This is a genomic window from Parapedobacter koreensis, assembly GCF_900109365.1.
Lineage (GTDB): Bacteria > Bacteroidota > Bacteroidia > Sphingobacteriales > Sphingobacteriaceae > Parapedobacter > Parapedobacter koreensis.
Genome location: NZ_FNZR01000013.1, coordinates 58,979 through 83,910, shown reverse-complemented (window position 1 = coordinate 83,910; position 24,932 = coordinate 58,979). Strand labels below are relative to the sequence as shown.

The window sequence follows — 24,932 nt, the reverse complement described above, 5'->3', positions numbered from 1 at the left end:
CGCTCCGTAACAATCCTGTTTTTTTTTCACATTTTTATTGTGATATCAAGCAAAATGCTATAAGATTGCAAGGCAATAACAGGCTTACACCTATTGCATAATGGGCAAACTCGAATTTGCCCCAAACAGCGGAAACAATAATAGACATTTTATTAACTAACCATGAAAAGTACATCAATTACTTTGTTTTTATTGGTCTTTTTCTCCTTTCTGACCAGGGGCCAGCGTTCGCTGGAGGTATGGCCGGAATCGGACACGACCACCACGTTCTACACCGTGAAGGGTGAACGATCCGGCATCAGCTATTTCAAGAAACATCAATTTGAGGAGGTAGAGTATGTCCCCAAGGGAACCTTGACATTTGATAAATTCCACACGCCTGACGTCATTTACCATTGGTATAAAAAGTGGGCAGATCAATATCCCGACCTCATTGATTTCTATGAAGTGGCCCGCAGTTTTGAGGGCAGGCCCATCTACCAGATGACGCTCACCAACAAAAAAACCGGCAAAGACACGGATAAACCCGCCGCTTACTTTGAAGGTGTACGGCATAGTGGTGAAATCACCAGCAGCGAAAGTGTGCTGTGGCTGACCAAACACCTTATTGAAAACTACGGCAAGGATCCGCAAATCACGGCATTGATTGATACCAAAACCATCTACCTGAGGCCTATAAACAATCCGGACGGTGTAAATCTATACATGCACACGGCCCAACGCAACCGGAGCACGACACGGCCCGATGATAATGACGGCGATGGACTTTATGATGAGGATCCGGAAGAGGACCTCGATGGCGATGGCGTCATTTACCAGATGCGGAAAAAAGCCGTGGGTGATGAACTGAAACGGGCGAACTACGTCATCGATGAACGGGATGCTTCTGGCCAGCTGATGAAACGTGTCCCCGAAGGTGAGGGTGAATGGCTGGTGTATCCCGAAGGTGTAGACAATGACAAAGATGGCCGCTACAATGAAGACGGAATAGGCGGATTGGACTTACACCGCAATTACCCTGAAAACTGGCGTCCGGAGCCGGGCGTGGAAGCCACGGGCCGTGGATATACACAACGTGGGGCGGGGCCATTCCCATTGAGCGAGACGGAAACCCGTTCGGTCGTCCTGTGGTTGCTCTCGCATCCCAACATTTCGGTGGTCAACTCCATGGATACCAGTGTGCCCATGCACTTGAGGCCGCCCTCCACTTCAAAAAGTGCTGAAAGCATGTTTCCGGAAGACTTGGCTATTTATAAACACATGGACAGCCTGGGATTGTCATTCACCGGCTACCCGTGGGCTGGGGATGTCTATGAAACTTATGCTACGCGCAACTCCGGCGGGCCGGGAGATCCCCCCAAACCTTCTCCCCTATTTGGCCATGGGCCGGATTTCGGCTACTTCTATTACGGTGCTATCTGGTACGGCGATGAATTGTGGAACGGCGGACGGCATGAGGACTTGGATGGCGATGGCGAAATAGATGTCTATGACGGGTACTTATGGGATCAGAAAAACAATGGTGGCAGAGGCTATAAACCGTGGACTAAATTCATCCATCCGGATCTGGGTGAGGTGGAAATAGGTGGTGCTCACCCCAAATTTTTCTCCCAGAATGCGCCGCCAAGTGTGTTGGAAAAATGGGCAAAGAACCAGGCGCTGTTCAACCTGGCCATGTCATTTGAGTTGCCGCAACTCCAGTTTGATGATGTAGCGGTGAAAGCACTGAGCAACAACGAATACGAGGTAACGGTATCCTGGACCAATACGGGAAAACTGCCTGTTGCCTTGGAACAGGCAAAACTGGTGAAAATCGTACAGGAAGATCAGGTATTGCTCGACATCGACCGTAAGCTCTTAAGCGGGGGCGAAAATGCAGCGGTAGTGATCACCAGTCCGGAGACACGCGATAAGACTTTTTATGCGGGTTATACAAAAGCCGGGGAATCCAAGACGGCCTCTTTCAAGGTACAGCTGAAACAGCAACAGCCCGTCAAAGCGAAGATCAAGTTGTCGTCTACGAGGGGTGGGTACCTGGAAAGGGAAATCACCATCGGCAACTGACCTTAAAAACACCAATTGGTTTCCTTTCCCTCGATATCCAGGGCGGATATCGAGGGAAAGGTGCCAAAAATATCTTCTCCTTACTGCTGTTCAAGGAAGTTTTCGATTATCGGAACCACAAAATTGTCGTCCCTGTAATTGGGTTTCAATGTGGTAACTTCTCCAATATATTCTCCATGCCTACCCGGAATAATCGCTAGTCGTGTATGGGCAATCAACTTGTGCATTTCAATGGCATGCTCCGGTGTTATCACATCCTGGTCTCCAATGAGGATTAAGGTGGGGGCTTTGATGGATTGGAGCTGTTCGTCTGGTATGTCCTTGAAGTCAACCATCCGTTTGGCATCCCTATCGTGCATGATTTGCAAACCATCCGGATCCGGCGCAACTTCTTTATAGGCTTCTTTCAACGGTGTTGGCATATTTTCTAACCGCGCTTGTTTCATGAAGTCCCAGAATTGGAATGGCACTCCGCTACGCTTGCAGAGCGCGGAAGCGGCAATGATACTGCCCACCAAATCAGGATAGCGGATGGCAACTTGCAGGGCCGTCGTGCCGCCATTGCTGAAACCCAGGAAATCCGCTTTGCCAATGCGCAGGTTTTTAAGAAGCGTCGCTACATCGTCTGCATCCTGTTCAAAAGAAAGATCGGTGTCCCTATCGCTGGTGCGTCCATGTGCTTGCAGCTCGACGCCAATGACTTGCCTATGTTTGGCAAGAAGCGGTATTATCCTTCCAAAACTGGTCTGGATGGTGGAGCCACCACCATGAATTAAAACAAGGGGTTTGCCTATTCGGGAGGGCTGGCCGGTAGGTGAATAAATTTCATAATACATATTTAGCCCATTCACATCGGAATAACCGCTTTTGAAAGTCGGGGTATCGGTTGTCGTATTTTCCATATTATCAATTACTTGTTTAGTCCTTGTCCGTTGCGTTATCATGGACTAGTTTATTGGCCACTTGGGCTAATTTAGGCATTTACACCTAAAATTGCGGGGCAGAAATTTGATTTATACCTATTTTTGTTGCACCTTCAAGGATTGACAATGGACAATTCAAACGGCTACGAGCGCATAGCGGCAAGTTTCATCACTGTACGTGGGCAGGCTGCCGACGGTATCGGCGCAGCTTCCATCCGCCACTGGGCACGTACATTGCCTCCGGGCGCTACCGTGCTGGACCTCGGGTGCGGCACGGGCATCCCGATTTCCGGCACATTGATTAGTGAGGGCATGAACGTCTACGGCGTGGATGCATCGCCGACATTGGTCAAGGCTTTCCGGCGTAATTTTCCCGGTACGCCTGTCTGCTGCGAATCAGTGGTGACGTCGCCATTTTTCAACCTCAAGTTTGATGCAATTGTCGCCTGGGGCTTATTATTTCTGCTCTCAGAAGACGAGCAGGCGGCCGTGATTCAGAAAATGGCCAATGCCTTGCGACCCGGCGGGAGGTTATTGTTCACCGCTCCGTCCATGGCGGTTGAATGGGAGGATGTAATGACCGGCTTGCGTTCAGTATCGCTCGGTACTGCGAAATACAAAGCACTATTGGCTGCATCCAGATTGTCAATGGTGGAGGAATTCGAAGATGAAGGTGAGAACCATTATTTCCATTCCAGGGTTCTTGAATAATTTCAAATCCCCAGTGAAAAAAACGTCCGATTGACGATCAGCATCGGTTCTTTCAGGATATCGATGAGCAGCGCAGACCAGGAGCTCTTACGCGGCGGATCCAACTGGTTGTAGCCGTATCGTCGATATTTTTTGATCTTGGGCATTTTGAAAAATTAAGCACGACTTCCATTGGTGTGTTTGAACGGATCCGGAAATCGGAGGCCGTTAGTTTTGTTCGAGAACGTCAAAATTCTTGCCAAGCGATGCTTTGATTTCGAAAATTTGAATATCTTTGCATCCCCGTTCCCGTAGTTCAATGGATAGAATTTCAGATTCCGGTTCTGAAGATAGGGGTTCGAATCCCTTCGGGAACACCAATGAAGCGCCAATACGGCGCTTTTTGTGTTTCTAAGGGATGAGAACCGAAGCGTTGGCCGGGGTTCGAACATTCTCGCTGCGGCCACAGGTGCGGGGTAGCGGTTCCTAAGGATGGATGATGTGCTTTTTTTTGTTGGACGCGATTATAATTCCTACTTTTTCCTTAAGTTTGAAAGACCAATTAAAACAAAAACAGCATGAAACAAAGCATCCTATTAATAGGGCTTTTTTTGCATCTGTTGGGGTGTCAAAACACCATCAATCAACAAAAAAGAGAAGCCACTTTATCCTCCGTTACGTGTGCTCCCGCTACGACAGATCGGGAATGGTACAATAACGATAATAAAGCGCCATTATTTGAAGGTCTCGGAGATTTGCATTTTCCTGTATCAACCGATGATACGCTGGTTCAACGGTATTTCGACCAAGGTTTAATTTTGGCCTATGGATTTAATCATGCTGAAGCGGCCCGATCTTTTTATTATGCCACCCGCATAGATTCCAGCTGTGCTATGGCTTTTTGGGGATATGCTTACGTACTCGGCCCCAACTATAATGCCGGTATGGAAAGCGACAATTATGAGCGCGCCTACGAAGCTGTACAAAAAGCCCTGAAACACTCAGAAACCAATACGACCGAGAAAGAAAGGGATCTTATCACAGCGCTTTCAACGCGATATGTGAAAGATGCGGTAGAAGACCGCACGCCTTTGGATAGGGCCTATGCCGATGCCATGGAGGCATTACACGCCAAATATCCCAACGATGCTGAAGTGGGCGTCCTTTTTGCCGAGTCGTTAATGAATCTCCATCCGTGGGATCTGCAGGACAAGGAAGGAAATGACAAGGAATGGACCCCGGAAATCACAGCACTCCTGGAAGATATCATCGAAAAACACCCGACACATCCGGGGGCGCATCATTTCTACATTCATGCTGTGGAAGCGTCAAGTACCCCTGAACGGGCACTCGAAAGCGCAAGATTATTTGACAAAGGGCTGGTCCCCAACGCCGGACATCTTGTACACATGCCGTCTCATATCTATATCCGAACGGGAGATTATCATCATGGAACGTTAGCCAACATCCAAGCGATAAAAGTGGATAGTGCGTATGTGACCGCCTGCCATGCGCAAGGAGTTTACCCCTTGGCCTATTATCCACACAACCAGCATTTCATGGCTGCCACGGCCACGCTTGAAGGCAACAGTAAATGGGCGCTTCATGTGGCAGATGCGTTGCGGAAAAACGTCAACAAACACTTGATGAAGGAACCCGGCTGGGGAACTGTTCAACATTATTTTACCATTCCCTATTATGTGTACGTCAAATTTGGCCAATGGGATGATATCTTAACCCTGGAAAATGAACTCCCCGATTTGGATTATCCAACAGCAATCTTACATTATGCTAAAGGCATGGCTCACTTGGGCAAAGGCAATAGGGAAGCCGCTAAAAGCGAACTCCAAGCACTGGAAAAAATTGCCTCAAAAGAACAACTAAAAGAAATCACCATTTGGGACATCAATTCGGTTTACGAGTTGGTGCAAATTGCCTATAAAGTGCTCAAGGCCGAACTGCTTTCGCAGGAAAACCACTTTGCGCAAAGTATAACGTTATTGGAAGAAGCCGTTGCCATCGAGGATGCCCTCAACTACAATGAGCCACCCGACTGGTTTTTCTCGGTAAGGCATAACCTGGGCGCCCTACAATTGGCGGCTGGGCAATACGAAGATGCAATCAATACGTATCATGAAGATTTGACTAAATTACCTAAAAATGGATGGGCATTAAAAGGACTCAGTATTGCTTATTCAAAATTGGGAGATTTATCCAGTCAAAAAGAAACGGAAAGCAAATTTCATGACGCATGGATGACCTCAGATATCGAATTGAAATCATCTGTCGTAAAATGAATTACTGAAATGAAAGCGGCCTACTGGTGCTTTCCAGCAGCTTGAAACGATACTGAACCACCTGAACCGCGTTTTACCACACGATCTACCCGATACATGAGGAACAGGCTCAGTATAGAGAGAATCACCACCACATAACCCAACACGTCATAATTTTCAAGCGGACCGAAGCTGCTTTTTTGAATGACGATTTTGCCGGCTACCACGGCGCCTATGCCGCCAGCCAGCTGTTGTAAGGATGCATTGATACTCATGAACGCACCACGATCTTTCAATTCGGGTACGGCGCTGGTGAGTGCCGAGGAAGGCACCATGCGGCTCATCACACCAGCCATCATCAATATATTGATGGCAATAGCTATCCACAGCGGTGTGACGGCAAGATGCGTATACCAAATACACATGGCCATCATCCACAGCGTAGCTATCACAAACAGCTTATACTTGTCTATTTTATCACTGAAACGGCCTACAAAAGGCATAATCACCAGGGTGCTCAGGCCAGAGACCATAAACAGGATGGGCAACTGGTGTACCGTGATGTGCATGTTGTTTACCGCAAACGCACTACCAAAAGGCATCATCATGAAGCCACCCACCGAAAGCAACGCCGTAGCCATGAACCCAATGCGGTAGTCCCGTTGGGCAAAGGTATGCCACAAGTGCTCAAAAGGAGATTTTTCACTCTTGACACCCAAATGCGCGGTGACCGGTTTTAAATAAAAGGCAAGGATGATGGCGATAAGTATCCCCAATACAGCCACCATGAGGAAGGGGGCTTCCCATCCCCAGCCGTTTGCGATATAGAGGCCAATGGGTATCCCTAATACCTGGCTTGCCCCAAACGCCATTTGTATAAAACCCATTACACGACCCCGTTGCTGTAACGCGAATAAGTCCGCAACGATAGCCATGGATATGGAGCCGATAACACCGCCGAAAAGACCGGTGATAATGCGGGCTACCACTAAAAACAGGTAGGTATGCGCGATGCTACACAGCAATGTCCCGATGACAAAGCCCGTGTAAAAAAACAACAGCAGCTTTTTCCGATCAAATTTATCTGCAAAACCAGCGGTAAAGAAACCGGAAAAACCAGCACTGAATGCGTAAGCGGACACTGCCAAGCCAAATTCCCCGGGGGTCAAATGCATCGATTTCATCAAAATGTCTCCCAAAGGCGACATGATCATGAAATCAAGGATGATGGTAAACTGGGTAATGGCCAAAATAATGATAACCATTATTTGATAACGGCTAAACGATATTGTCGATTCCTGTGCTTTCATCGCTGCAAACTTAACGATTATTGTCGGTGAAAAATCTTAACTTTGAATCAATCAGACAAAATGACCCATTATAACGTATACGATGAAACAAGCTATCTTACTCACCATGCTCTCGCTTTGGCTAAATACGGCGGCATTTGCCGATGTACACCTGCCGAAAATTTTTGGCAACGGTATGGTACTGCAACGTGACGCTCCCATCTCGGTATGGGGCTGGGCTAACCCGGGTGAACGGGTGTCGGTATCGTTGAACAAGCAGACCAAAACCACCAATGCTGCAAGTGACGGCAAGTGGCACGTACAGCTCGGCGTTGAAAAAGCGGGCGGCCCTTATGAGCTGACTGTAAAAAGCACAAATACCCTCACATTCACCGATGTGTTGGTTGGAGATGTTTGGATTTGTTCCGGCCAGTCCAACATGGAATGGCCGCTAAATGCCGCCGCCAATGCCGAGCAGGAAATCGCTGCGGCAAACTATCCGCAAATACGGCACATCAAGATCCCCAATACCGTCGCCGGAGCTCCGCAATCGGATATCGACGGCGAGGCTACGTGGCAAGCGGCCAGTCCGGCTACCGCAGGCGGGTTTACGGCCGTAGGCTACTTCTACGCACGCAAATTGCAGGAAACATTGGATATCCCCATCGGACTTATCAATACATCGTGGGGTGGCACAATGGTAGAGACATGGACCAGCAGGGAAGCATTCGAACAGGATCCGGAGTTTGCCGGAATGATCGCCCAGCTACCCCGGTTGGATATTGATTCGCTCCAAGCGGCTTATGCAGCCCGTGCATTACAGCGCGTAGAACAGCTACAGGGCAAGCTTCCCAATGCCGACGAAGTGCCGTCTTGGGCATCTCCGTCCTTCGATGACCAACGATGGCTCACCATGAATGTGCCGGACGCTTGGGAGGGACAGCAGTTGGTGGAGTTCGACGGCGTGGTTTGGTTCAGGACGGCCTTTGCCCTGGCGGCAAACCAAGCGGGAGCAGCAGCGGTGTTGGAACTGGGGGAAATCGATGATAATGATGAGGTATACCTCAACGGTACCAAGGTGGGCAATACCAATGGATATAACATCAAGCGGCAATATGCTGTTCCGGCAGGACTATTGAAAACCGGGCAAAATTGGATGGCTGTACGGATAGAAGATACCGGCGGAGGCGGGGGGTTCACCGGCAGCGCCGATGATATCAAGCTCACCATCGGAAACAATACCGTGCCACTGGCCGGTGAATGGAAGTTTCGGGTCGCGGCCATCCACAACAGCGACCAAAGTGTAGGCCCAAATGCTTATCCGACCTTATTGTTCAATGCGATGGTAAACCCGTTGATACCGTATACGATCAAAGGTGCCATTTGGTACCAGGGTGAGACCAATGCCGGCAGGGCATACCAATACCGCAAGGCTTTCCCGTTGCTTATCAACGATTGGCGGAAACGCTGGGGGTTGGGCGATTTTCCGTTCTACTTCGTGCAGCTGGCCAGCTTCAAGGCCGAAGGGGGCACCAGCGCGACAGGTAGTGGCTGGGCTGAATTGCGCGAGGCGCAAACCATGACGTTATCGCTGCCCCATACCGGCATGGCAGTGACCACAGACATCGGGAATACGGATGATATCCATCCCCGCAATAAACAAGATGTGGGTGCACGGCTGGCGCTTGTGGCCCTTCATGATGCCTATGGCAAGATGGCACCGTACAGCGGGCCAACTTACAACGCATTCCAAATCAAAGGCAGCCAGGCTATGGTGACGTTTGACCATGCGGAAGATGGGTTGTCGGCCCACGGAGCGCAGGTGATGGGCTTCGAGCTTGCTGGCAAGGATCGCCAGTTCAAACCCGCCCGGGCCACCATCAGTGGCCATACCGTCATTCTTCAAAGTGAAGGGGTAAGCAAACCGGTAGCGGTGCGTTATGCGTGGGCGGATGATGCGGGAGAAAGTAACCTCTTCAATGGGGCGGGATTACCGGCAGTCCCTTTTCGTACAGACGATTGGCCGGGCATTACCGAGGCTGTGAAATACCAGCCCTAACTTTTATTTCCCTTTTCCTTGTGTCATGGCTTTTACGGTCTCCAGAATAATACCGATATCTGTTTTCAGACTCATGGTAGACAGGTAGCTCAAATCGTAGTTAACCCGCTCACACATTTGGTCTACATTTTCGGCATAACCATAATGCACCTGCCCGATGGAAGTGATGCCCGGCTTTAGCCGAAAAAGCTGCGTGTATTCGGGTCTCCGTTCTTTAATCTCGTTGATGAAATGGCGGCGTTCCGGCCGGGGGCCGACGATGGCCATATCACCTTTCAATACGTTCCAAAACTGGGGCAACTCATCGAGGTGTGTCTTGCGCATGAATTTCCCCCATTTTGTAATCCGGGGGTCGTCATCCGATGCCAATTGCGGACGGCCATCTTTCTCGGCATCGACACGCATGCTTCTGAACTTGTAGATATAGAAGGGCTTTTGATCCTTGCCAATGCGTTCCTGACGGTAAAATGCAGGGCCCTTAGACGTGGCCTTGGTAATCAACATCAACACCAAAAATACGGGGACTCCTGCAAGCAACACCACCGAGGAAAACAGGATATCAAATATGCGTTTGAGGAAAATGGTCTCCTGGTAAACCAGCAGTTTCCGCTTCACGGCTTGAAGGTCTATCCGAATAGCCGGCTGAAATGTTGGTTGATAGTTTATCAACTCGTATAGGCTATTGTCTACTTTATACGCTATCTGCTGAACTTGATTCTCTCTTATCATGGTACTTAGCACTTATTGAACATGACTACTAATGCCAATTAAGTGCCACATTGACCAAAAACGCTTATGATGCGTTCCAGTGCCTATTAGCAGGCTTCAGCCCCAAAAAGACGATTGTGATACTGGGGAAAAATTCCACAATTTAGGGTAAAGGTAGGCCCAGCTAATTCCAATAACCTTTGTACATGGAGAAGGTACGCCGCCATCGGGCCGGCAAGTTTCGATAAGCAAGGCCTAATTTATAGCCCAGCCATTTGGCTGCGAACGAGCAGAAAACCCGTGGCAGTAAAAACGGGTTGCGACGCGCTACATAGCGGATTTCAGATTTGGCATACCGGAACCCTTCGCCACCGGCACGACCGAACGATTCGAATATCCATGGATTGTCACTATGAAACACGCCAATATCGAAATACCGTTCAAATTCTTCGCGGATACGGTAATCATGGGAGTGGTATACACAAGCATCGCTGACATAAGCCATCTTCCATCCCTGTAGTAAAAGCTTGCCTGCGACGATGACATCTTCGCCCATAATGGTGCCGGAGGGAAAGCCCCCTACCTCCTCAAGGGCCGTGCGGCGGTAGGCCGCGAATGAATTGGAGCATGAAATGGTTTTGATGCCATATGTGGGTGCGTCTGCAAGTCCCCTTACCTGATTTTCAGCCGGATAGTTGAACAGCCGGGCATGAGCTTCCATAACGGTAGCCCCTTTATGGGGAAGCTGCCTGCCGTAGGCCATGCCAATCTTTCCGTCAGCAAAGGCCGCCACAATATTCGCCAGCATGGCCGGGTGGGCCGGAATCGCATCCTGTGTAAGGAACACATAAATATCCGCATCCGGGAAATTAGCAATGGCCCACTGGCGGGTACCGCCATGGTCAAACCCTTCTGGGCCAAGGCCGATAACTCCAAAACCTTTTTCGCGCGCCAGCTCCACCGTATGGTCTTTGGAACCAGAATCCACCAGTACACGTACCGCTATCGGATAGGTCTGCTGCTCAAGGGCACCCAGCAGCTCGGCAAAACGGGGCCCGGCATTCAGCGTTGGGATATAAAGATTGACCTTCATCGGTGTTTAGGGTTGTTTTACCTGTTCGTCAAAAGTATTGCGCGTCTGTTGGAGTCCCACTGAACCCGCGTTGTGCAGCGCAGCGCCTCCTGAGGATACAAAATTGCTGTCTATCACGACCTGCCGGGCGGTTTCACTGATGGAGATGGCTGCATTTTTGGCGTTCGTAATGCGATTGCCTTTCAGGAATGCACTCCCTACCTTCACCAGCAGCAAGCCACCCGCATCGTGTCCGCTGGTTAGTATATTATCTTCAAACCGCAGATTTCCTTCCATGTTGATGTTTACTGGCCCGCTTTCGATTTCGTTTTCTTCCAGCAGCAGCGAATCGATGCGGATATCATTGGGCAGCAAGGCACGGGTCACCCGGTTTGCCTTCAGGTGGAGCACACGGCCGTCGGCATTGGCCAGCAACCGCAGGGTCGGGAAGGTATTGCCTTCCATGCGTATGCTGTCCCACCGGCCCACCAGTTCAAATGCGCCATCGGTGACATTCCGATTAGCGGTAATCGCTCCGCACCCTTCGATGTAGAGCGCTGGCCTGTTGTTGCCAAAAGCCCGGTTGCCGCTCAGCGTCACCTCTGAAATGCCAATAAGCGTGCCGATGCCCGATCCATCCGGCGTGGACTCGCCGCCTACAAAGCCATTTTTCCAACTATAGTTGCCCGCGATGAGTGCCTGGATGGGCATTACCACGCCATGTGCTCGGTTGTTGATATCGACGGCATCGGCAGCGTTGTATTCCAACCGGTTATTGGTGATCCGGTAATTACGCACGAGCTCCGCCGAGTTAAACGCGACCTGTATGCCACTCATGCCGTTATGATGAATGTAATTTCCGTCGATTTCCACGTCACCGCTGTCGTGGATAAAGATGCCGTTTTCGCCATTGTGGTGCAACTCATTACCGGAAAACGTCACGCCCCGACTGGATAGTACCCGAATCGCCGTGCCGGGATGATACGTTTTCGCGGACTCACGGGCACCGCCATAATGGCTAACGGTGCTGCCGATGACACGGCAGGCGGAGCAGCTGTACCATAATATTCCCGGAAATGACCGTCTATTCGTGGAATCGCCGGCTATCCGGCTGCCCGCGATGGTGATGTTGCTGCTTTGCGAGGCGTAAATCGCCTCATTGACCGTCTCGGCATGAAAAGAAAGGTAAATGTTGGATACACGGTGTGCGCGGAACAACGGTGCGGTAGAATGCTGGTTTTCCACCGAGAAGGATTCGGACAATTCCTTGGGCTGTTTCAGCACACCATCGGCTACCAAATGCACATTGGGCACGAGGCGTAGGGAACGGACGAGGTACTCCCCCTTAGGCAGGTAAACGGTATCGCCCGGCGAGGCGCTGTCGATGACGGCCTGTATGGCCTTTGAGTCGTCTGCCTTACCATCGCCCTTAGCTCCCAAGCTACGTACATCCAGCCGTTGGCCGAGTCCCGTCTCTTCTTTCTCCGCCGCCGGTTTATCCGGCTGGCAACCAGCGACAGTGACTATCAATGCCGCCAGTGCAGCAAATACCATTTTTAGCGAACCATTCCTATATTGCATACCTTAATCCGTTGATTATCCTACTAGTATTGACCATGTTTCTGCTGCCGTTTTATCCCAGGAAAACTGCGCGGCACGCTGGATTCCTTGATGGCGCAGCGCATCGTAGCGTGCGGTATCAGCCACCAATTCCTCCATGGCTACAGCAATCGCGTCCGGGGCAGTGGGATCTACGCAGATACCCGCTTCGCCTGCCACCTCCGGCAGCGCACTTACCGACGATGTAATGACGGGCGTACCGGAGGCCATGGACTCAATGACCGGCAGGCCGAAACCTTCCATCAGGGAGACAAAAAGCGTGGCAAATGCACCTTTATATAAGGCCGGCATATCTTCCTCGGCGACAAATCCCAGAAAGCGTACCCGGCCGCCAATCCCCAGGCGGTCGATGTGGGCCGCCAACTCCCCGTCGGGATGGCCCGAAAGGTAAAACATAAATTCCTGCGGAATACGCGCCTGCGCAAATGCAGACAGCATATTGGGGATGTTTTTGTTTTTGCGCCGGTTGCCCACATACAGGAAATATGGCCGCTCGGAGGGGAATGAGCGCGTGTTTTCCTGATAGCGTACGTCTACGCCATTATATACCACGGCAATCCGTTGCTCGTCGATACCGAGCAATTCCACCAACTGATGCTTACTGAAATGAGACACGGTGATGACCTTTTTTGCCCTTGCCGCCAGCCGTGCAATCACCTGCTTATAATACAGCCGGTGCAAGGACGTGTAATAAAAGAGGTGCATGAGGTCGTGGATGGTAAACACAAACGGGATGCGGCTGTATAACGGTGGCATGAACGACGGACTGTAAAACACATCCGCATCCGCCCTGCTGATTTCGCGCGCCAGCATCAGCGGCGTGAGCAAGTTGCCCAACCCCAGCTGATTTTGCACATAGGCAGGCGAGACACCTGCCGGCATCCGTGCCATCACTTCCCGGTACAATTTGCCGATACCTGTATCGCCATCCCAGCGGCTATCTATCAGTACACGCACCGCCATTACGCTACCCTCCATTTTAATACCTTTAAATCGATGGACCGAGCACTGCCCAACATGAGTATCACGCCCAGGTATAGGATGATATCGTTGTCATATCCGGAGTAGAGAATCATCATGATGGCCAACAGTGGCAGCCATGCCACCGCCCAGAACGCACGATTGGGTTGCTGCTGGCCGCAGAACCGGAAAAAATAAACCAAAAACAATACATACGCGACGAACCCGATGATACCGAAATCGAGGTAACAACTTAAAAATGTATTATGGATGTGCGGTTCGCCATGGTAAAACGCGGCATAACGGCCCAGGAAGTCCTTCCCTGCCATAAACCCATTGCCCAACGGCGAGATGGCGAAGAAATGCTGGAAAAAAGCCTTCCAATACACCAAGCGGACACCCATGCCATCGTTGGAGGCGGTAATCGTGTCTATACGGACAACCTTTTCGGCCACAAACGGAAGGGCCGCCAATGCAGCCACGGCAAGCACTACCCGCCACCTCACATTGGCTGCCATCCACAACAGCGCAAACAAACCGAGGAACAACGCCACCAGGGGCGTACGGGACAGGGAGAGCCATGCCAATAACAAGACAGCCACGACGCGCCACCATACGATGGCCTGTCGCCTGACGATGGGCAACAGCACGTAGGCAAAGCCCAGCAAGGCAATACGTGCACCGAACATATTCTTGTCGTCCAGGCCCCAGAAATAGAGCGAGGGCCGGTAGAGTGCACTACCCTGCGCCGAAGTGGGCGCCCCGTCCAGCCAACGGAATCCTGCGGCCTGATGATACACCAGCAATTGCAGCAAGGAGAGACCAAGCGCGATGTGCAGGGTAATATCCACCCAGCGCAACAGGCGGGTATTATCCCGCTGCGCACTCCACCCTACTGCGAAATACAAGTAGGTAAAATTGATAGGCAGTTTGAGAAAATTGGTCATCTCCCGCTGGTCTGCGGGTAAGCCCGCAAGAAAAACGAACGATGCGTACCCGGTGAACACGGACAGGAACCACACCCACGGGTGGCGAAGCAGCCTCGGCGTATCGAAGAAAAAAACCAACGACGCCAACAAAAACACCAAGGGATAGCCTTTCAAGGGCACGAAAACCGCCAGCAAAGCGAGGCAGAACAATACTTCGCAAAGTATTGCCCGTTGGCTGGCTGCTATCGTCTTAAACCTTTCCATCATTCTTCGTTACAGCAAGAAGTACCTGTTCGTATTCATTGACCATGCGTGCTATACTGAGGTATTCACTTGCGGATGACCTTGCCTCGCTGGCCAGCCGGTTGTAATATGCGACATCTTTCCAAAGCATGAAGATAGCCCTTCCAAGAGAGTCTGGCTCATCGGGGTCGCAAAGGATGCCATTCCGACCATCGGCAACGGTTTCCAGCAGTCCACCACGATTGCTCGCAATGACCGGCAAATGGTTTGCCAAACCTTCCACGGCGACCATGCCCAGCGGTTCTTCCCACAACGAGGGCACTACCAAAACGTCGATATCGGGATAAAAGTCGACGGGATCTGCGTACCCCCGGAAAACAATGCGTCGATCATCGGCTGCAAGCTTTCGGAAGTGCTGCTCGTCTTCTTCCTTGCCCCGGCCGGCAATGAGCAGTTGCCCTGTAATGCCCGATATCTTGAACTGCGCAATGAGCCACTCCAGCCCCTTGACGGCAGACAACGTACCAATATAGCCTAATACCAGCGCCTGCCCTTCCTCGCGCAGGCGCAGCGCCCTTGCCTCTGGAATGCGGCGGGCATTGTGAATCACATAGTGCGGGATACCGTCAAAATATCCATGCGCCACGAAGCGCTGCAATATATGGTGGCTAATGCCCACCACTGCGCTGATTTTTTTTGACATTTGCCGATGGTTGTGCCGCAACAACCCAGCTATCAGGCCTTGGCGGGTACGGGGCCTGCCGTTTTTAAACAGGGTGCTATCCGGACTCAGCAGGTACATATCATGCAACACCTGCACAATCGGGATGCCAGCCTGCCGCACCTCATCCCATACGGCTATCGACCAGCCAACCAGGTTGTGGCACGATACGACCGTGGGCTGTTCAAGATGAAGCACTTCCTTCACATCAGCGCGCATAGCGGGATTATACCGGTCGCGGAGATGCCAAGCCAACCGACTGAACTTGCCGGGCCGTGATTTTGAAAAGGGCCAATACCGATTTTTCAGCCCGACGCGGTATACCTTCACTCCATCCACCCAGTCGTGCTGCAAATCGCCTTCGGGTACGAGGCTCAGCACCACCACCTCATGCCCATTGGCCTGCATACCTTCCACGATGAGCTTGAGCGAGATTTCGGCTCCCCCAGCCACATACGGGGTATAAAGGGCATTGATGTAAAGAATCTTCATGCTTGCCTCCCCAATAATTCGTGGTATATCCCATCCAATTCAACGCCTACCTGGTGTGGGTTGTATGCTTCAGCCATATAGTCTTGCAACTGCGCTCCCATCCTTTCCAACGCAGTCGGGTCTTGCCGCTTCATCGCTACGGCCCGCGCTACCTGCTCCTTCAGCGCCGTGCGATGTTCGTCCTCGGTCACATACTCGTAATGGAACACATACTGGCGATACGTGCCTAAATCTGCAACAGTACCGATATCCGGACAGATAACCGTCCGCTGATAAGAAAACGCCAAGATAATCGTGCCGGAATTGAGGCTGCTCGACAAATCGTAAGGCAGCGCCATCGCATCGGCACTGGCCAACAACGTGGCCAGCTCGCTATCGGGCACAAAGTAGGGCAAAAACTGTACATTGCCCGCCTTTGCCGCCTGCCGTGCTACCTGCTGTTGGTACTGTCCGTCTATGGCTTTGCCTGCAATCGTCAGCTGTACTTCCGGGCCAAATGTGCTGACCACATCGATGAGCAGCTCCAGGTTTTTATAGGGCTTGACCATGCCGGTAAACAACAGGTGCAGCGCCTCATCACCCTGATGGGTGGCAGGTTGCACGGCTCCATATACGCCTATAAAATTCGGATGAGGAATATACACCGCCTTCCTGCTCGCTTTGGCACCATGGGCCGCGAGGAGCAGCTCGGTCGACTGGTGGCTATGGATCACAACGCGCCACGACCAGCGGACCAACAGCCGCGTAAGGGTACGGCTGAAAAAAGCCAACCCTTTTTCGTGCGACGTGCGGTTGTGCATCGTCCATACCAAGGGTTTCCCGCTCAGCTTGATAATAACTAATACCGTCAGCTTGCGCACGAAACTTCGCAACGCCACAAAAAAACTGCTATCGTCTACATTCTCAAACCAATTGAGGTGTACCAGCTTGATGGACCGGAAATGCCTGACGCTGGAAAAGAACGTATCCAACGGATGGATCCGGTAACCTTTGGCACGCAATTCGCCCACCACCAGCTGGATATATTGGTTTTCCTCGTTGACCGGTGGGTTGAAAATGATATCCATAGTGCCGTTAATTCGATAAACGTTTCCGTAAGCCCCGTGCCTTCACCGCTGCGATAACGATATCGCTGAGCCCAAGGCCAAATTCCTTGCTGTGCCGGTACCATAGCCAACACTTGCTGGCCATGCGATACCGCATGGACAAGGCCATGGTATACCGTTTGCGCTGCTGCATGAACAGGGTCTCCTGCTCCAACAGGGTGGCGTAGACCACCCGCTCGGTCTCGTGGGGCACATGGGTCTCCAGAAAATCCTTTAGCCATTGGGCATAGCCCAGGTTGGCCCTCATCTTCTCCAGGTCGCTCCCAGACGACGAGATCGAGAGGCTATTGCTCCGATAGTTAAATACGGGCCTATTGGTATGTGCGATACCCTTGTCTCTACAGGCAATGTAAGCGGTAATGTCGTCCGAGCCCCAGGCCAGCGGCAACGCATAAAAACCGCCCTGCTGCCGCAATGCTTCCGTGCGGTACATAAAATCAGAAATGTATTGCGACCGCCATTGGCTGAGGCGGTGCCAGATGTTGTCGCATACGCGCTCATACGCCGGGCAGGACGGTGTCAGCTGCCGTGGCCGGCCTTCGTCATCGATGACGAGGCTCCGGCAGTGGTACACATCCAATTCCGGATAAGCGGCTATCAACGCCGAAAATTCCGCCAGGTAGTCGGGTTCCATGCGGTCGTCATCGCCCATCATCACGATGTACTCCCCTTCGGCCAGGGCCAGGCATTTGTTCCAATTGTCGGTAAGCCGTACGGCACCGACGTTGTGCTCATTCTCGTTATACCGGATACGGCTATCTGTAAACGTCGCTGCAATTTGTGCTACAGGTTCCGGCGAACAGTCATTCAGGATAATCAATTCGAAATCGGTAACGGACTGCGCCAGGATACTCCCGATGCATTCCTCTAAAAACCGGCTTTTATAGGCTGGTATGCAGACCGAAAATTTAGGCATTGCCCGTTCCTTTCCCCATAAGTGTTTTTTTTAGTTGGCGGATATCCGCCGGCTTGACCACAAAAACCAGCAGGTATAGCCCATACACCACCGCAAATATAGCCGTATTGGCGATTACCGTGCCATATCCATGGGGAAGAGCCAGTAGCCCGCCTGCATACCGGCTGATGAGCAGTGCCAGTCCACCGCCGACCGCAGCTGGCAGGAAAGCCCGGGCAAACAGCCTGCCCCCATCCAAATGTAACACCTTCGGTATGTAATAAACATAGAAAAAGCCAATTTGCAGCACCATATACACCAAGTATCCCACCACCGCAGCCCCTACCTGCAACGTGCTGGCGAAAATAACCGTAATGGGCAGCGACACGATGCAGGCAATGGCCGACGAATACACCAGAAAACGTGTCCTGCCCGTGGAAAGCACCAAGCTGGCCACGGGTGTATTGTGCATGGATAGCAACACCGTGAGTAACCAGAGCGACAGCCACAGGGAAAGATGGCCATACCCTTCGCCCATGTACAGCAGCAGGATGTCGTCAGCATTCAATATCAGTACAAAGACCATGAACCCCAAAAATACAGAGATGTATTTGGTGGCTTCGAATACCATGCGCTCGATACGCGCCTGGTTGCCTTCGGCATAAGCTTTGGAAGCCGAGGGCAGCAAGACCTGCATGAATACCCCGCCGAATGCCACAATGAGCATGGCAATGGTCTGGATAACGCGATAATCGGTAAGCACCTCGGTGCCACTGGCAAATTTACCCAGCAGCAACGGTCTGAGGTTATTGGCGGTCAGTTGGAACAGGCCCATGACGAATATCGCGAGGCTATAGTGCAGTATTTCCTTGAATGCCCTGCCGTGCCATCGCGGTGCCAGCAAGGATTTCCGGGGCATGGGAAATACCCCCAAACGCCGTACATAAAACGGTATGGGTACGAGTGTGGAGAGTGTATAATAAACAAAGTATGTAATGAGCGTCCATTGCAGTTGGATGGCCAGCAAAGCAACCACGAAGTTCAATAGGCTGCTGATGACGGTCACGCGGTTGACATATCCCAATTCATCCTTGGCACTGAGCAGTTGGATGGCTACGCCGGAAACCCAGTTGAGCACTGTGGAAAAAGACAGGATATACATGATTTGGCGGTACAACGGCACCTGCGCATCGGTAAGGTTGAAGAATTGCTGCCCATAGGCGGACATGATAAGAAATATGGCTGCATTGGCCAAGCCTATGACGCCATAGAAGACCATGCTTGAACGGGATACTGCACCGATTTTGTCCCATTCGCTATTGGCCGTCCACATGGAAAAGTAACGGACAGCCCCCACGTTGAACCCTAAATCCATCAGCCGGAGGTAGGCATTAAGGGAAAATGCCAGCGCAATAAGGCCATAGTCTGCCTTGCCATAGAAGCCCACCAGCATGGGAATGGTCACAAATTTGGCCAGCGCATCAAGTGTTTTGGCCAAAATGCCCCATACCGATCCTGAAAAAACCCGCTTAGTCCGGTTGGCAACCTCCGTTGTCCTGTCAGTTGGTGCAGTGGTGTTGGAATGCATATTCAGCCACCTAATATCGACAAAAACGCCGACTGGCCAAAATACCCATCCTTATTCTTCGACAATCCGCTCTACGATAGCCACTTCCCGTTCAGGGTATACGGAATCTTTTAGCGGACAGTAACCTGTCGCCCCGCGCAGAATAAGTGCACTTCCCAACGCCACTTCTGCAAGTGACGTCAGCGGCGTCTTAAACATGCGGCTGATGCCGGTGTATAGCACGAAAGCGCCCGCGCCTACAGAGAGCAATCGCTCGGAGTTGGCAATATTGCGGTGGTCACTGGCTTCTTGGAGCCGTTCTTTTACGTCGTCCAGTATTTCTTTGGTCTTGGCGTTCATATCTTCCTGTGTCTTGATAAAATGTTGTTTCTGTTCATTGCTATACAAACAACCGGCAATGCATTTGGTTTTGGGAAACATCTTTGTCGGCGCTTGTCAGCCGCAATTAATGATGATATTTCGCCTATAGCTTGACTGAGTTGCCAAATTAAACGTACTTTGCTCCATGATATCCAATTTCGTGAGGCACCATTGATGGAGATTATCGGCTATATCTTGTCCGTATTTATTGGGATTTCCCTTGGTCTCATCGGTGGCGGCGGTTCTATCCTCACCGTACCCGTATTGGTCTATTTATTTCATTTCGAGCCGGCGCTGGCTACTTCTTATTCGCTATTTATCGTCGGACTGACCAGCCTTGCAGGGACGATATACCAATACAGCAAAGGATACGTTAATATCAAGGCTGCCTTGTCATTTGGCCTCACTTCCGTAGCAACCGTGTTTGTGGTGCGAAAATATTTATTACCGGCAATTCCAGATCAGCTCATGCGGTTTGGAACCTTCACGGTAACCAAATCCAGCGCAATGATGGTATTTTTCGCAGCGCTGATGTTGGCGGCGTCCGTATCCATGATTCTTGGGCATCGGGAAAAACATCGGAACCAGCAAGCCAACTTACCCAAACTCCTGATTATTGGATTAGGCATTGGACTGGTGACGGGCCTTTTGGGAGCCGGTGGAGGTTTCCTAATTATCCCGGTACTGGTATTGCTCGTCCACATCCCCATAAAAGAAGCCATCGGCACCTCACTATTCATCATTACCATCAATTCAGTAATAGGCTTCATTGGCGATATCGGGCATGTTGCTATCGACTGGCCATTCCTGCTTAGGATTTTAGGCATTACCATCTGCGGGGTGATTATCGGCAGTGCGATTGGCAGGCACATACCCGGCGAACGGCTGCGCTCCGGTTTTGGCTGGTGTGTACTCACTATGGGGATTTATATCCTAAGCAGGGAGTTGTTTTGAGAAAGGCCTATTTTATTACCTTTGTATAATGAAAATCGCCATCAAAAACATGGTATGTCCGCGGTGTATTCAGGCCGTTTCACAGGTATTCGCCTCCATGGGCATTACACCCCTGGATGTGCGGCTTGGCGAAGTGGTTGTAGGCCAGCCACTGACGGATCAGCAGCACGCGGATTTGCAGCGGGAACTGGATGCGCTTGGTTTCGTACTGCTGGATGACCAACAACAGCAATTGGTCGAAAAAATCAAGTCCATTATCATTGAACATGTGCATCAATTGGAGGACAATCATTTTGTCTTCACCAACGTCCTGCAAAAAGCACTCAACAAAGAGTATTCCCAGCTCAGCAAACTTTTTTCCGAAAAAGAGGGCATCACCATCGAGCAATACGTTATCCTGCAACGTATGGAGAAAGTCAAGGAATTGCTCTCTTACAATGAGCTGACATTGAGCGAAATCGCATACCGACTGGGGTACAGCAGCGTAGCTTACCTTTCGACACAATTTAAAAAAACGACGGGCCTCACCCCTTCCCAATTCAAAAATCTTGGTATCAATCTGCGTAAGCCGATTGATAAATTGTAAAATCGCCCTTTATGTTCAAACAACTTATCGCAGTGGGTATAGGCGGAGCAGTGGGGAGCATGCTCCGGTTTCTGGTATCGATATTGACCGGCAGGCTTGTTCATGGTGCATTTCCTATCCCTACCTTATTGATCAACCTTTCGGGTTGCTTCCTTATCGGCTTGCTGCTGGGCATTTTCAGCCAGCCCCCCTATGACAATAGCAACCTGCGTCTACTGCTTGTCACGGGATTCTGTGGCGGATACACCACTTTTTCGACGTTTGCCAATGAAAACCTGCTCCTCATCGAGCAGCAACAAGCATTCCTGGCGGTTGCTTATACCTTACTCAGCGTCGTACTGGGCATCGCGCTGGTATGGGTGGGAATGGCGGTCGGCAAAACAGTTTGACAACAGATTTGAATGATGATGTGCCATGAAAATTGCTCTTTTGCAATTTTTAATCAAATGATTAAAATATTTGGTTAAATCAAAAATCCTTTTTAGTTTTGCTCGGTACAATAACCATCCATGGCAAAGAAAAAGGACATCACGGGCGATTTAAGCACGGAAGAAAAAATCAAGGAAGCTGCTCGTCAGGTATTTACCAAAAAAGGCTATGCTGCTACGCGAACACGCGACATTGCCGAAGAAGCGGGCATCAACCTGGCACTCCTGAACTACTACTTCCGCAGCAAGGAAAAGCTCTTCGAAATCGTCATCATGGAGAAGATGCAGCTACTGCTGGGCAAAATAGGCCCTGTCCTCACGGATGAAAAGACCACCATCGAAGAAAAAGTGGAAGATATATCCGAGCACTACATCAGTACCCTTATAGCCAATCCCGATATTCCCTTGTTCGTGTTGGGCGAAATCCGGAATAACCCGGAGAAGTTTGCCAATTTAATCATGACCAAAACGAAGATCGTTAATTCCGCATTCTTCAAGCAATTGGCGGCAAGGCGTCCTGATATCGATCCATTGCACTTCATATTCAATATGTTGGGATTGATTATCTTCCCCTTTATCGGCAAGCCGCTTATACAGTTGATTACAGGCATCCCATCCGAACGGGCGGTCGTGCTGATGAATGAACGGAAAAAATTAATTAAAACATGGTTTCAAGCCATGCTGGACGCCAAATAGTAGTATAGCGGGGTTATATTTTTTATACCAACATTAATCAAATGATTAATTCAAAATAATAAATAATATGATTAAATACGTTGTCATCCTTTTTTGCTGTTGGTTGCTCGCCATGCAGCAATCGCTCCAAGCCCAGACGCCGTCACTGACCCTACAGGAAAGCCATGCATTAGCCATCGCAAATTATCCCATGATAAAGCAGCATGATTTAATTGCCAAAAGTGCCCAATATGCTATCGAGCAAGCACATACCGGCTACCTGCCGCAAATCAACATCAACGGGCAAGCCACTTACCAATCGGCGGTCACGCAAATCCCCCTACAAATACCGGGAATCGACGTACCGTCTTTGAGCAAAGACCAGTACAAACTATTCGGCGAGGTAAACCAACGTTTGTACGATGGGGGCAGCATAAGGCTGCAAAAAGAAGCCATCGAAGCCAACGCCGCAGTGGAGGAACAAGCCCTCGAAGTGCAATTGCATGACCTTAAACAGCGCATCAATCAATTGTTTTTCGGTGTGTTGCTGCTTGATGCTCAATTGGCACAGAACGACCTGCTGCAAAAGGATCTGACCACCGGACTGGCCAAGGCCAGGGCGGCCATTGCCAATGGCTCTGCACTGAAAAGCAGTGCCGACCTGCTTGAAGCGGAGTTACTCAAGGCAAAACAGCAAACAGCCGAATTGCAGGCATCCCGCAAGGCCTATATCCAGGTGCTTGGCCTATTCATCAACCGGTCGCTAAACGAACACACGGTGTTGCAGCAACCGGAAGATATATCACCGAATCCCGATATCAATCGGCCGGAGCTGGACTGGTATGCCAGCCGACAACAGGGGCTGGGCATCGAAGGAAAAATGCTCACGGCAAAAAACCTGCCCATGGTGGGCTTATTCCTACAGGGAGGTGTCGGCCGGCCAGCATTGAACATGCTGAGCAACAACATGGAAGCTTATTATTACGGCGGCGTCCGCCTCTCCATTCCCATCAGTGGTTTCTATACCCTTAGGAAAGAACGGGCGCTACTGGGCATGCGCCACAAGACCATCGATGTACAACGGGAGACCTTCCTGTTCAATACGGATCTGGCCGTCCGACAACAAACGACGGAATTGCAGAAATACGAACAACTGCTGGCAACGGATGATACCATCATCGCGCTCCGTACATCGGTAAAAAATGCCGCACTTGCCCAATTGGAAAATGGTGTCATCAATACGGCCGACTACCTACGGGAGGTGAATGCCGAGGATACTGCCAAAGTGGCCAAAATCCGTCATGAGATTCAGCGATTGATGACCCTATATGCGATACAACACACCACCGGCAACGAATGACGTGCCAATGAGCCGGATAAATCAATAACCCAACACCAATGCCATGAACAATACAACAACATTCGCAATCGTAGCACTCCTGCTGACCGCTTGCACCCCCAACCAGAACGGATATGATGCTTCCGGCACATTCGAAGCCGTGGAAACCATCGTATCAGCTGAGGCCAACGGTGCCATTAAAGCGCTGGACATCCAGGAAGGGCAACAGCTCCATGCCGGGCAGACCGTGGGCTATATAGACAGTACGCAGCTATACCTGAGAAAACGCCAGCTCCAGTCGCAGATCGGTGCGGTGCTCAGCAAACGGCCCGACATCGCCGCACAAGTGGCTGCGCTGCAAGAACAGCTGAGCCAAGCCATCCGGGAACAGCAGCGAATAGCCAACCTGGTGAAAGCCGATGCCGCCACACCCAAACAACTGGATGACGCCGATGCACAGGTAGCCATCATCAAGAAACAGATCGCGGCCCAGCAATCGTCGCTCGGAATCACGGCTGCCAGCATCACCCAAGAGGCTTCGCCACTCGAAATCCAGGTTGCCCAATTGGAAGACCAGCTGGCCAAAAGCCGTATTGTCAATCCCGTGGAAGGCACGGTGCTCGTGAAATATGCCGAAGCAAACGAAGTGGCCACCGTCGGTAAACCGCTGTATAAAATCGCAGACCTCTCCGCCATCATCCTCCGTGCATATGTGACCGGCCCTCAATTTGCCCAACTCAAATTGAACCAGCAAGTGACCGTGCTTGTGGATGATGTGGACGGTGGCTACCGGGAATACCGAGGTGTAGTGGAATGGATCAGCGATAAAGCCGAGTTTACCCCCAAGACCATCCAGACCAAGGACGAACGGGAAAACTTGGTGTATGCGACCAAAATCCGTGTAAAAAACGATGGTCTGCTGAAAATCGGCATGTATGCGGACGTCAGGTTTTAA

Annotated in this window: 23 protein-coding genes and 1 tRNA gene; 11 read left to right on the top strand and 13 right to left on the bottom strand. The window is 50.8% G+C overall.

The features are described 5' to 3' along the window. Window positions 1-162: 162 nt before the first annotated feature. Window positions 163-2,064, top strand: coding sequence for a M14 family metallopeptidase (locus BMW65_RS22475; RefSeq protein ID WP_090609109.1), 1,902 nt, complete (start codon window positions 163-165; stop codon window positions 2,062-2,064). An 80-nt stretch (window positions 2,065-2,144) separates the two neighbouring features. Here BMW65_RS22475 and BMW65_RS22470 read toward each other — a convergent pair whose 3' ends face one another. Continuing rightward, window positions 2,145-2,966: an alpha/beta fold hydrolase gene (locus BMW65_RS22470; RefSeq protein ID WP_245747723.1), complete on the bottom strand. Its 822-nt coding sequence runs from the start codon at window positions 2,964-2,966 to the stop codon at window positions 2,145-2,147. Between the two features lie 147 nt (window positions 2,967-3,113). On the opposite strand from BMW65_RS22470, the gene BMW65_RS22465 reads away from it, so the two are divergent. Then, window positions 3,114-3,698, top strand: coding sequence for a class I SAM-dependent methyltransferase (locus tag BMW65_RS22465; RefSeq protein WP_090609106.1), 585 nt, complete (start codon window positions 3,114-3,116; stop codon window positions 3,696-3,698). Window positions 3,699-3,700: 2 nt separating this feature from the next. Here BMW65_RS22465 and BMW65_RS23990 read toward each other — a convergent pair whose 3' ends face one another. Next, complete coding sequence (locus tag BMW65_RS23990; RefSeq protein WP_143053981.1) at window positions 3,701-3,844, bottom strand: cation-transporting P-type ATPase; 144 nt, start codon at window positions 3,842-3,844, stop codon at window positions 3,701-3,703. A gap of 138 nt (window positions 3,845-3,982) precedes the next feature. Between BMW65_RS23990 and BMW65_RS22460 the strand changes: the two genes are divergently transcribed. Together BMW65_RS22460 and BMW65_RS22455 are read left to right on the top strand one after the other, a co-directional pair. After that, window positions 3,983-4,057, top strand: a tRNA-Arg gene (locus BMW65_RS22460). A 198-nt stretch (window positions 4,058-4,255) separates the two neighbouring features. Beyond that, a complete protein-coding gene (locus BMW65_RS22455) occupies window positions 4,256-5,974 on the top strand; it encodes a tetratricopeptide repeat protein (protein WP_090609104.1) in 1,719 nt (572 codons plus the stop codon). A 20-nt stretch (window positions 5,975-5,994) separates the two neighbouring features. Here BMW65_RS22455 and BMW65_RS22450 read toward each other — a convergent pair whose 3' ends face one another. Next, window positions 5,995-7,263 carry an MFS transporter gene (locus BMW65_RS22450; RefSeq protein ID WP_090609103.1) on the bottom strand — a complete coding sequence of 423 codons (1,269 nt, stop codon included), beginning with the start codon at window positions 7,261-7,263 and terminating at the stop codon, window positions 5,995-5,997. Window positions 7,264-7,345: 82 nt separating this feature from the next. On the opposite strand from BMW65_RS22450, the gene BMW65_RS22445 reads away from it, so the two are divergent. Next, window positions 7,346-9,301 (top strand): sialate O-acetylesterase, encoded by a 1,956-nt coding sequence (locus BMW65_RS22445; protein ID WP_090609101.1) that lies wholly within the window; start codon window positions 7,346-7,348, stop codon window positions 9,299-9,301. A 3-nt stretch (window positions 9,302-9,304) separates the two neighbouring features. Here BMW65_RS22445 and BMW65_RS22440 read toward each other — a convergent pair whose 3' ends face one another. From BMW65_RS22440 to BMW65_RS22395, 10 genes are all read right to left on the bottom strand, one after another. Next, entirely contained in the window at window positions 9,305-10,030 is a 726-nt protein-coding gene (locus tag BMW65_RS22440) for a sugar transferase (RefSeq protein WP_090609100.1), read from the bottom strand. A 163-nt stretch (window positions 10,031-10,193) separates the two neighbouring features. Beyond that, entirely contained in the window at window positions 10,194-11,102 is a 909-nt protein-coding gene (locus BMW65_RS22435; RefSeq protein WP_090609098.1) for a glycosyltransferase family 2 protein, read from the bottom strand. 6 nt (window positions 11,103-11,108) lie between these two features. After that, complete coding sequence (locus BMW65_RS22430; protein WP_090609097.1) at window positions 11,109-12,662, bottom strand: right-handed parallel beta-helix repeat-containing protein; 1,554 nt, start codon at window positions 12,660-12,662, stop codon at window positions 11,109-11,111. Between the two features lie 15 nt (window positions 12,663-12,677). Beyond that, window positions 12,678-13,679, bottom strand: coding sequence for a glycosyltransferase family 4 protein (locus BMW65_RS22425; protein ID WP_245747722.1), 1,002 nt, complete (start codon window positions 13,677-13,679; stop codon window positions 12,678-12,680). After that, a complete protein-coding gene (locus BMW65_RS22420; RefSeq protein WP_245747721.1) occupies window positions 13,664-14,857 on the bottom strand; it encodes an O-antigen ligase family protein in 1,194 nt (397 codons plus the stop codon). The genes BMW65_RS22425 and BMW65_RS22420 overlap by 16 nt, the downstream gene beginning before the upstream one ends. After that, window positions 14,841-16,046 (bottom strand): glycosyltransferase family 4 protein, encoded by a 1,206-nt coding sequence (locus BMW65_RS22415; RefSeq protein ID WP_090609092.1) that lies wholly within the window; start codon window positions 16,044-16,046, stop codon window positions 14,841-14,843. Before BMW65_RS22415 ends, BMW65_RS22420 begins: the two co-directional genes overlap by 17 nt. After that, window positions 16,043-17,113: a glycosyltransferase gene (locus BMW65_RS22410; protein ID WP_090609091.1), complete on the bottom strand. Its 1,071-nt coding sequence runs from the start codon at window positions 17,111-17,113 to the stop codon at window positions 16,043-16,045. Before BMW65_RS22410 ends, BMW65_RS22415 begins: the two co-directional genes overlap by 4 nt. A gap of 7 nt (window positions 17,114-17,120) precedes the next feature. Continuing rightward, on the bottom strand, window positions 17,121-18,068 hold the full coding sequence (locus BMW65_RS22405) for a glycosyltransferase family 2 protein (RefSeq protein WP_090609089.1): 948 nt from the start codon (window positions 18,066-18,068) through the stop codon (window positions 17,121-17,123). Further along, window positions 18,061-19,635: a lipopolysaccharide biosynthesis protein gene (locus tag BMW65_RS22400; protein ID WP_090609088.1), complete on the bottom strand. Its 1,575-nt coding sequence runs from the start codon at window positions 19,633-19,635 to the stop codon at window positions 18,061-18,063. Before BMW65_RS22400 ends, BMW65_RS22405 begins: the two co-directional genes overlap by 8 nt. Before the next feature lie 51 nt (window positions 19,636-19,686). Further along, window positions 19,687-20,055 carry a YgaP family membrane protein gene (locus BMW65_RS22395; protein ID WP_090609086.1) on the bottom strand — a complete coding sequence of 123 codons (369 nt, stop codon included), beginning with the start codon at window positions 20,053-20,055 and terminating at the stop codon, window positions 19,687-19,689. A 78-nt stretch (window positions 20,056-20,133) separates the two neighbouring features. On the opposite strand from BMW65_RS22395, the gene BMW65_RS22390 reads away from it, so the two are divergent. From BMW65_RS22390 to BMW65_RS22365, 6 genes are all read left to right on the top strand, one after another. Then, window positions 20,134-20,949, top strand: coding sequence for a sulfite exporter TauE/SafE family protein (locus BMW65_RS22390; RefSeq protein ID WP_245747720.1), 816 nt, complete (start codon window positions 20,134-20,136; stop codon window positions 20,947-20,949). Between the two features lie 28 nt (window positions 20,950-20,977). Beyond that, window positions 20,978-21,535: a helix-turn-helix domain-containing protein gene (locus BMW65_RS22385; RefSeq protein WP_218145496.1), complete on the top strand. Its 558-nt coding sequence runs from the start codon at window positions 20,978-20,980 to the stop codon at window positions 21,533-21,535. An 11-nt stretch (window positions 21,536-21,546) separates the two neighbouring features. After that, complete coding sequence (crcB, locus tag BMW65_RS22380) at window positions 21,547-21,924, top strand: fluoride efflux transporter CrcB (RefSeq protein ID WP_090609082.1); 378 nt, start codon at window positions 21,547-21,549, stop codon at window positions 21,922-21,924. A 120-nt stretch (window positions 21,925-22,044) separates the two neighbouring features. Next, on the top strand, window positions 22,045-22,659 hold the full coding sequence (locus tag BMW65_RS22375) for a TetR/AcrR family transcriptional regulator (protein WP_090609080.1): 615 nt from the start codon (window positions 22,045-22,047) through the stop codon (window positions 22,657-22,659). 67 nt (window positions 22,660-22,726) lie between these two features. Continuing rightward, a complete protein-coding gene (locus BMW65_RS22370) occupies window positions 22,727-23,998 on the top strand; it encodes a TolC family protein (RefSeq protein WP_090609078.1) in 1,272 nt (423 codons plus the stop codon). Window positions 23,999-24,041: 43 nt separating this feature from the next. Beyond that, window positions 24,042-24,932: an HlyD family secretion protein gene (locus BMW65_RS22365; RefSeq protein WP_090609077.1), complete on the top strand. Its 891-nt coding sequence runs from the start codon at window positions 24,042-24,044 to the stop codon at window positions 24,930-24,932.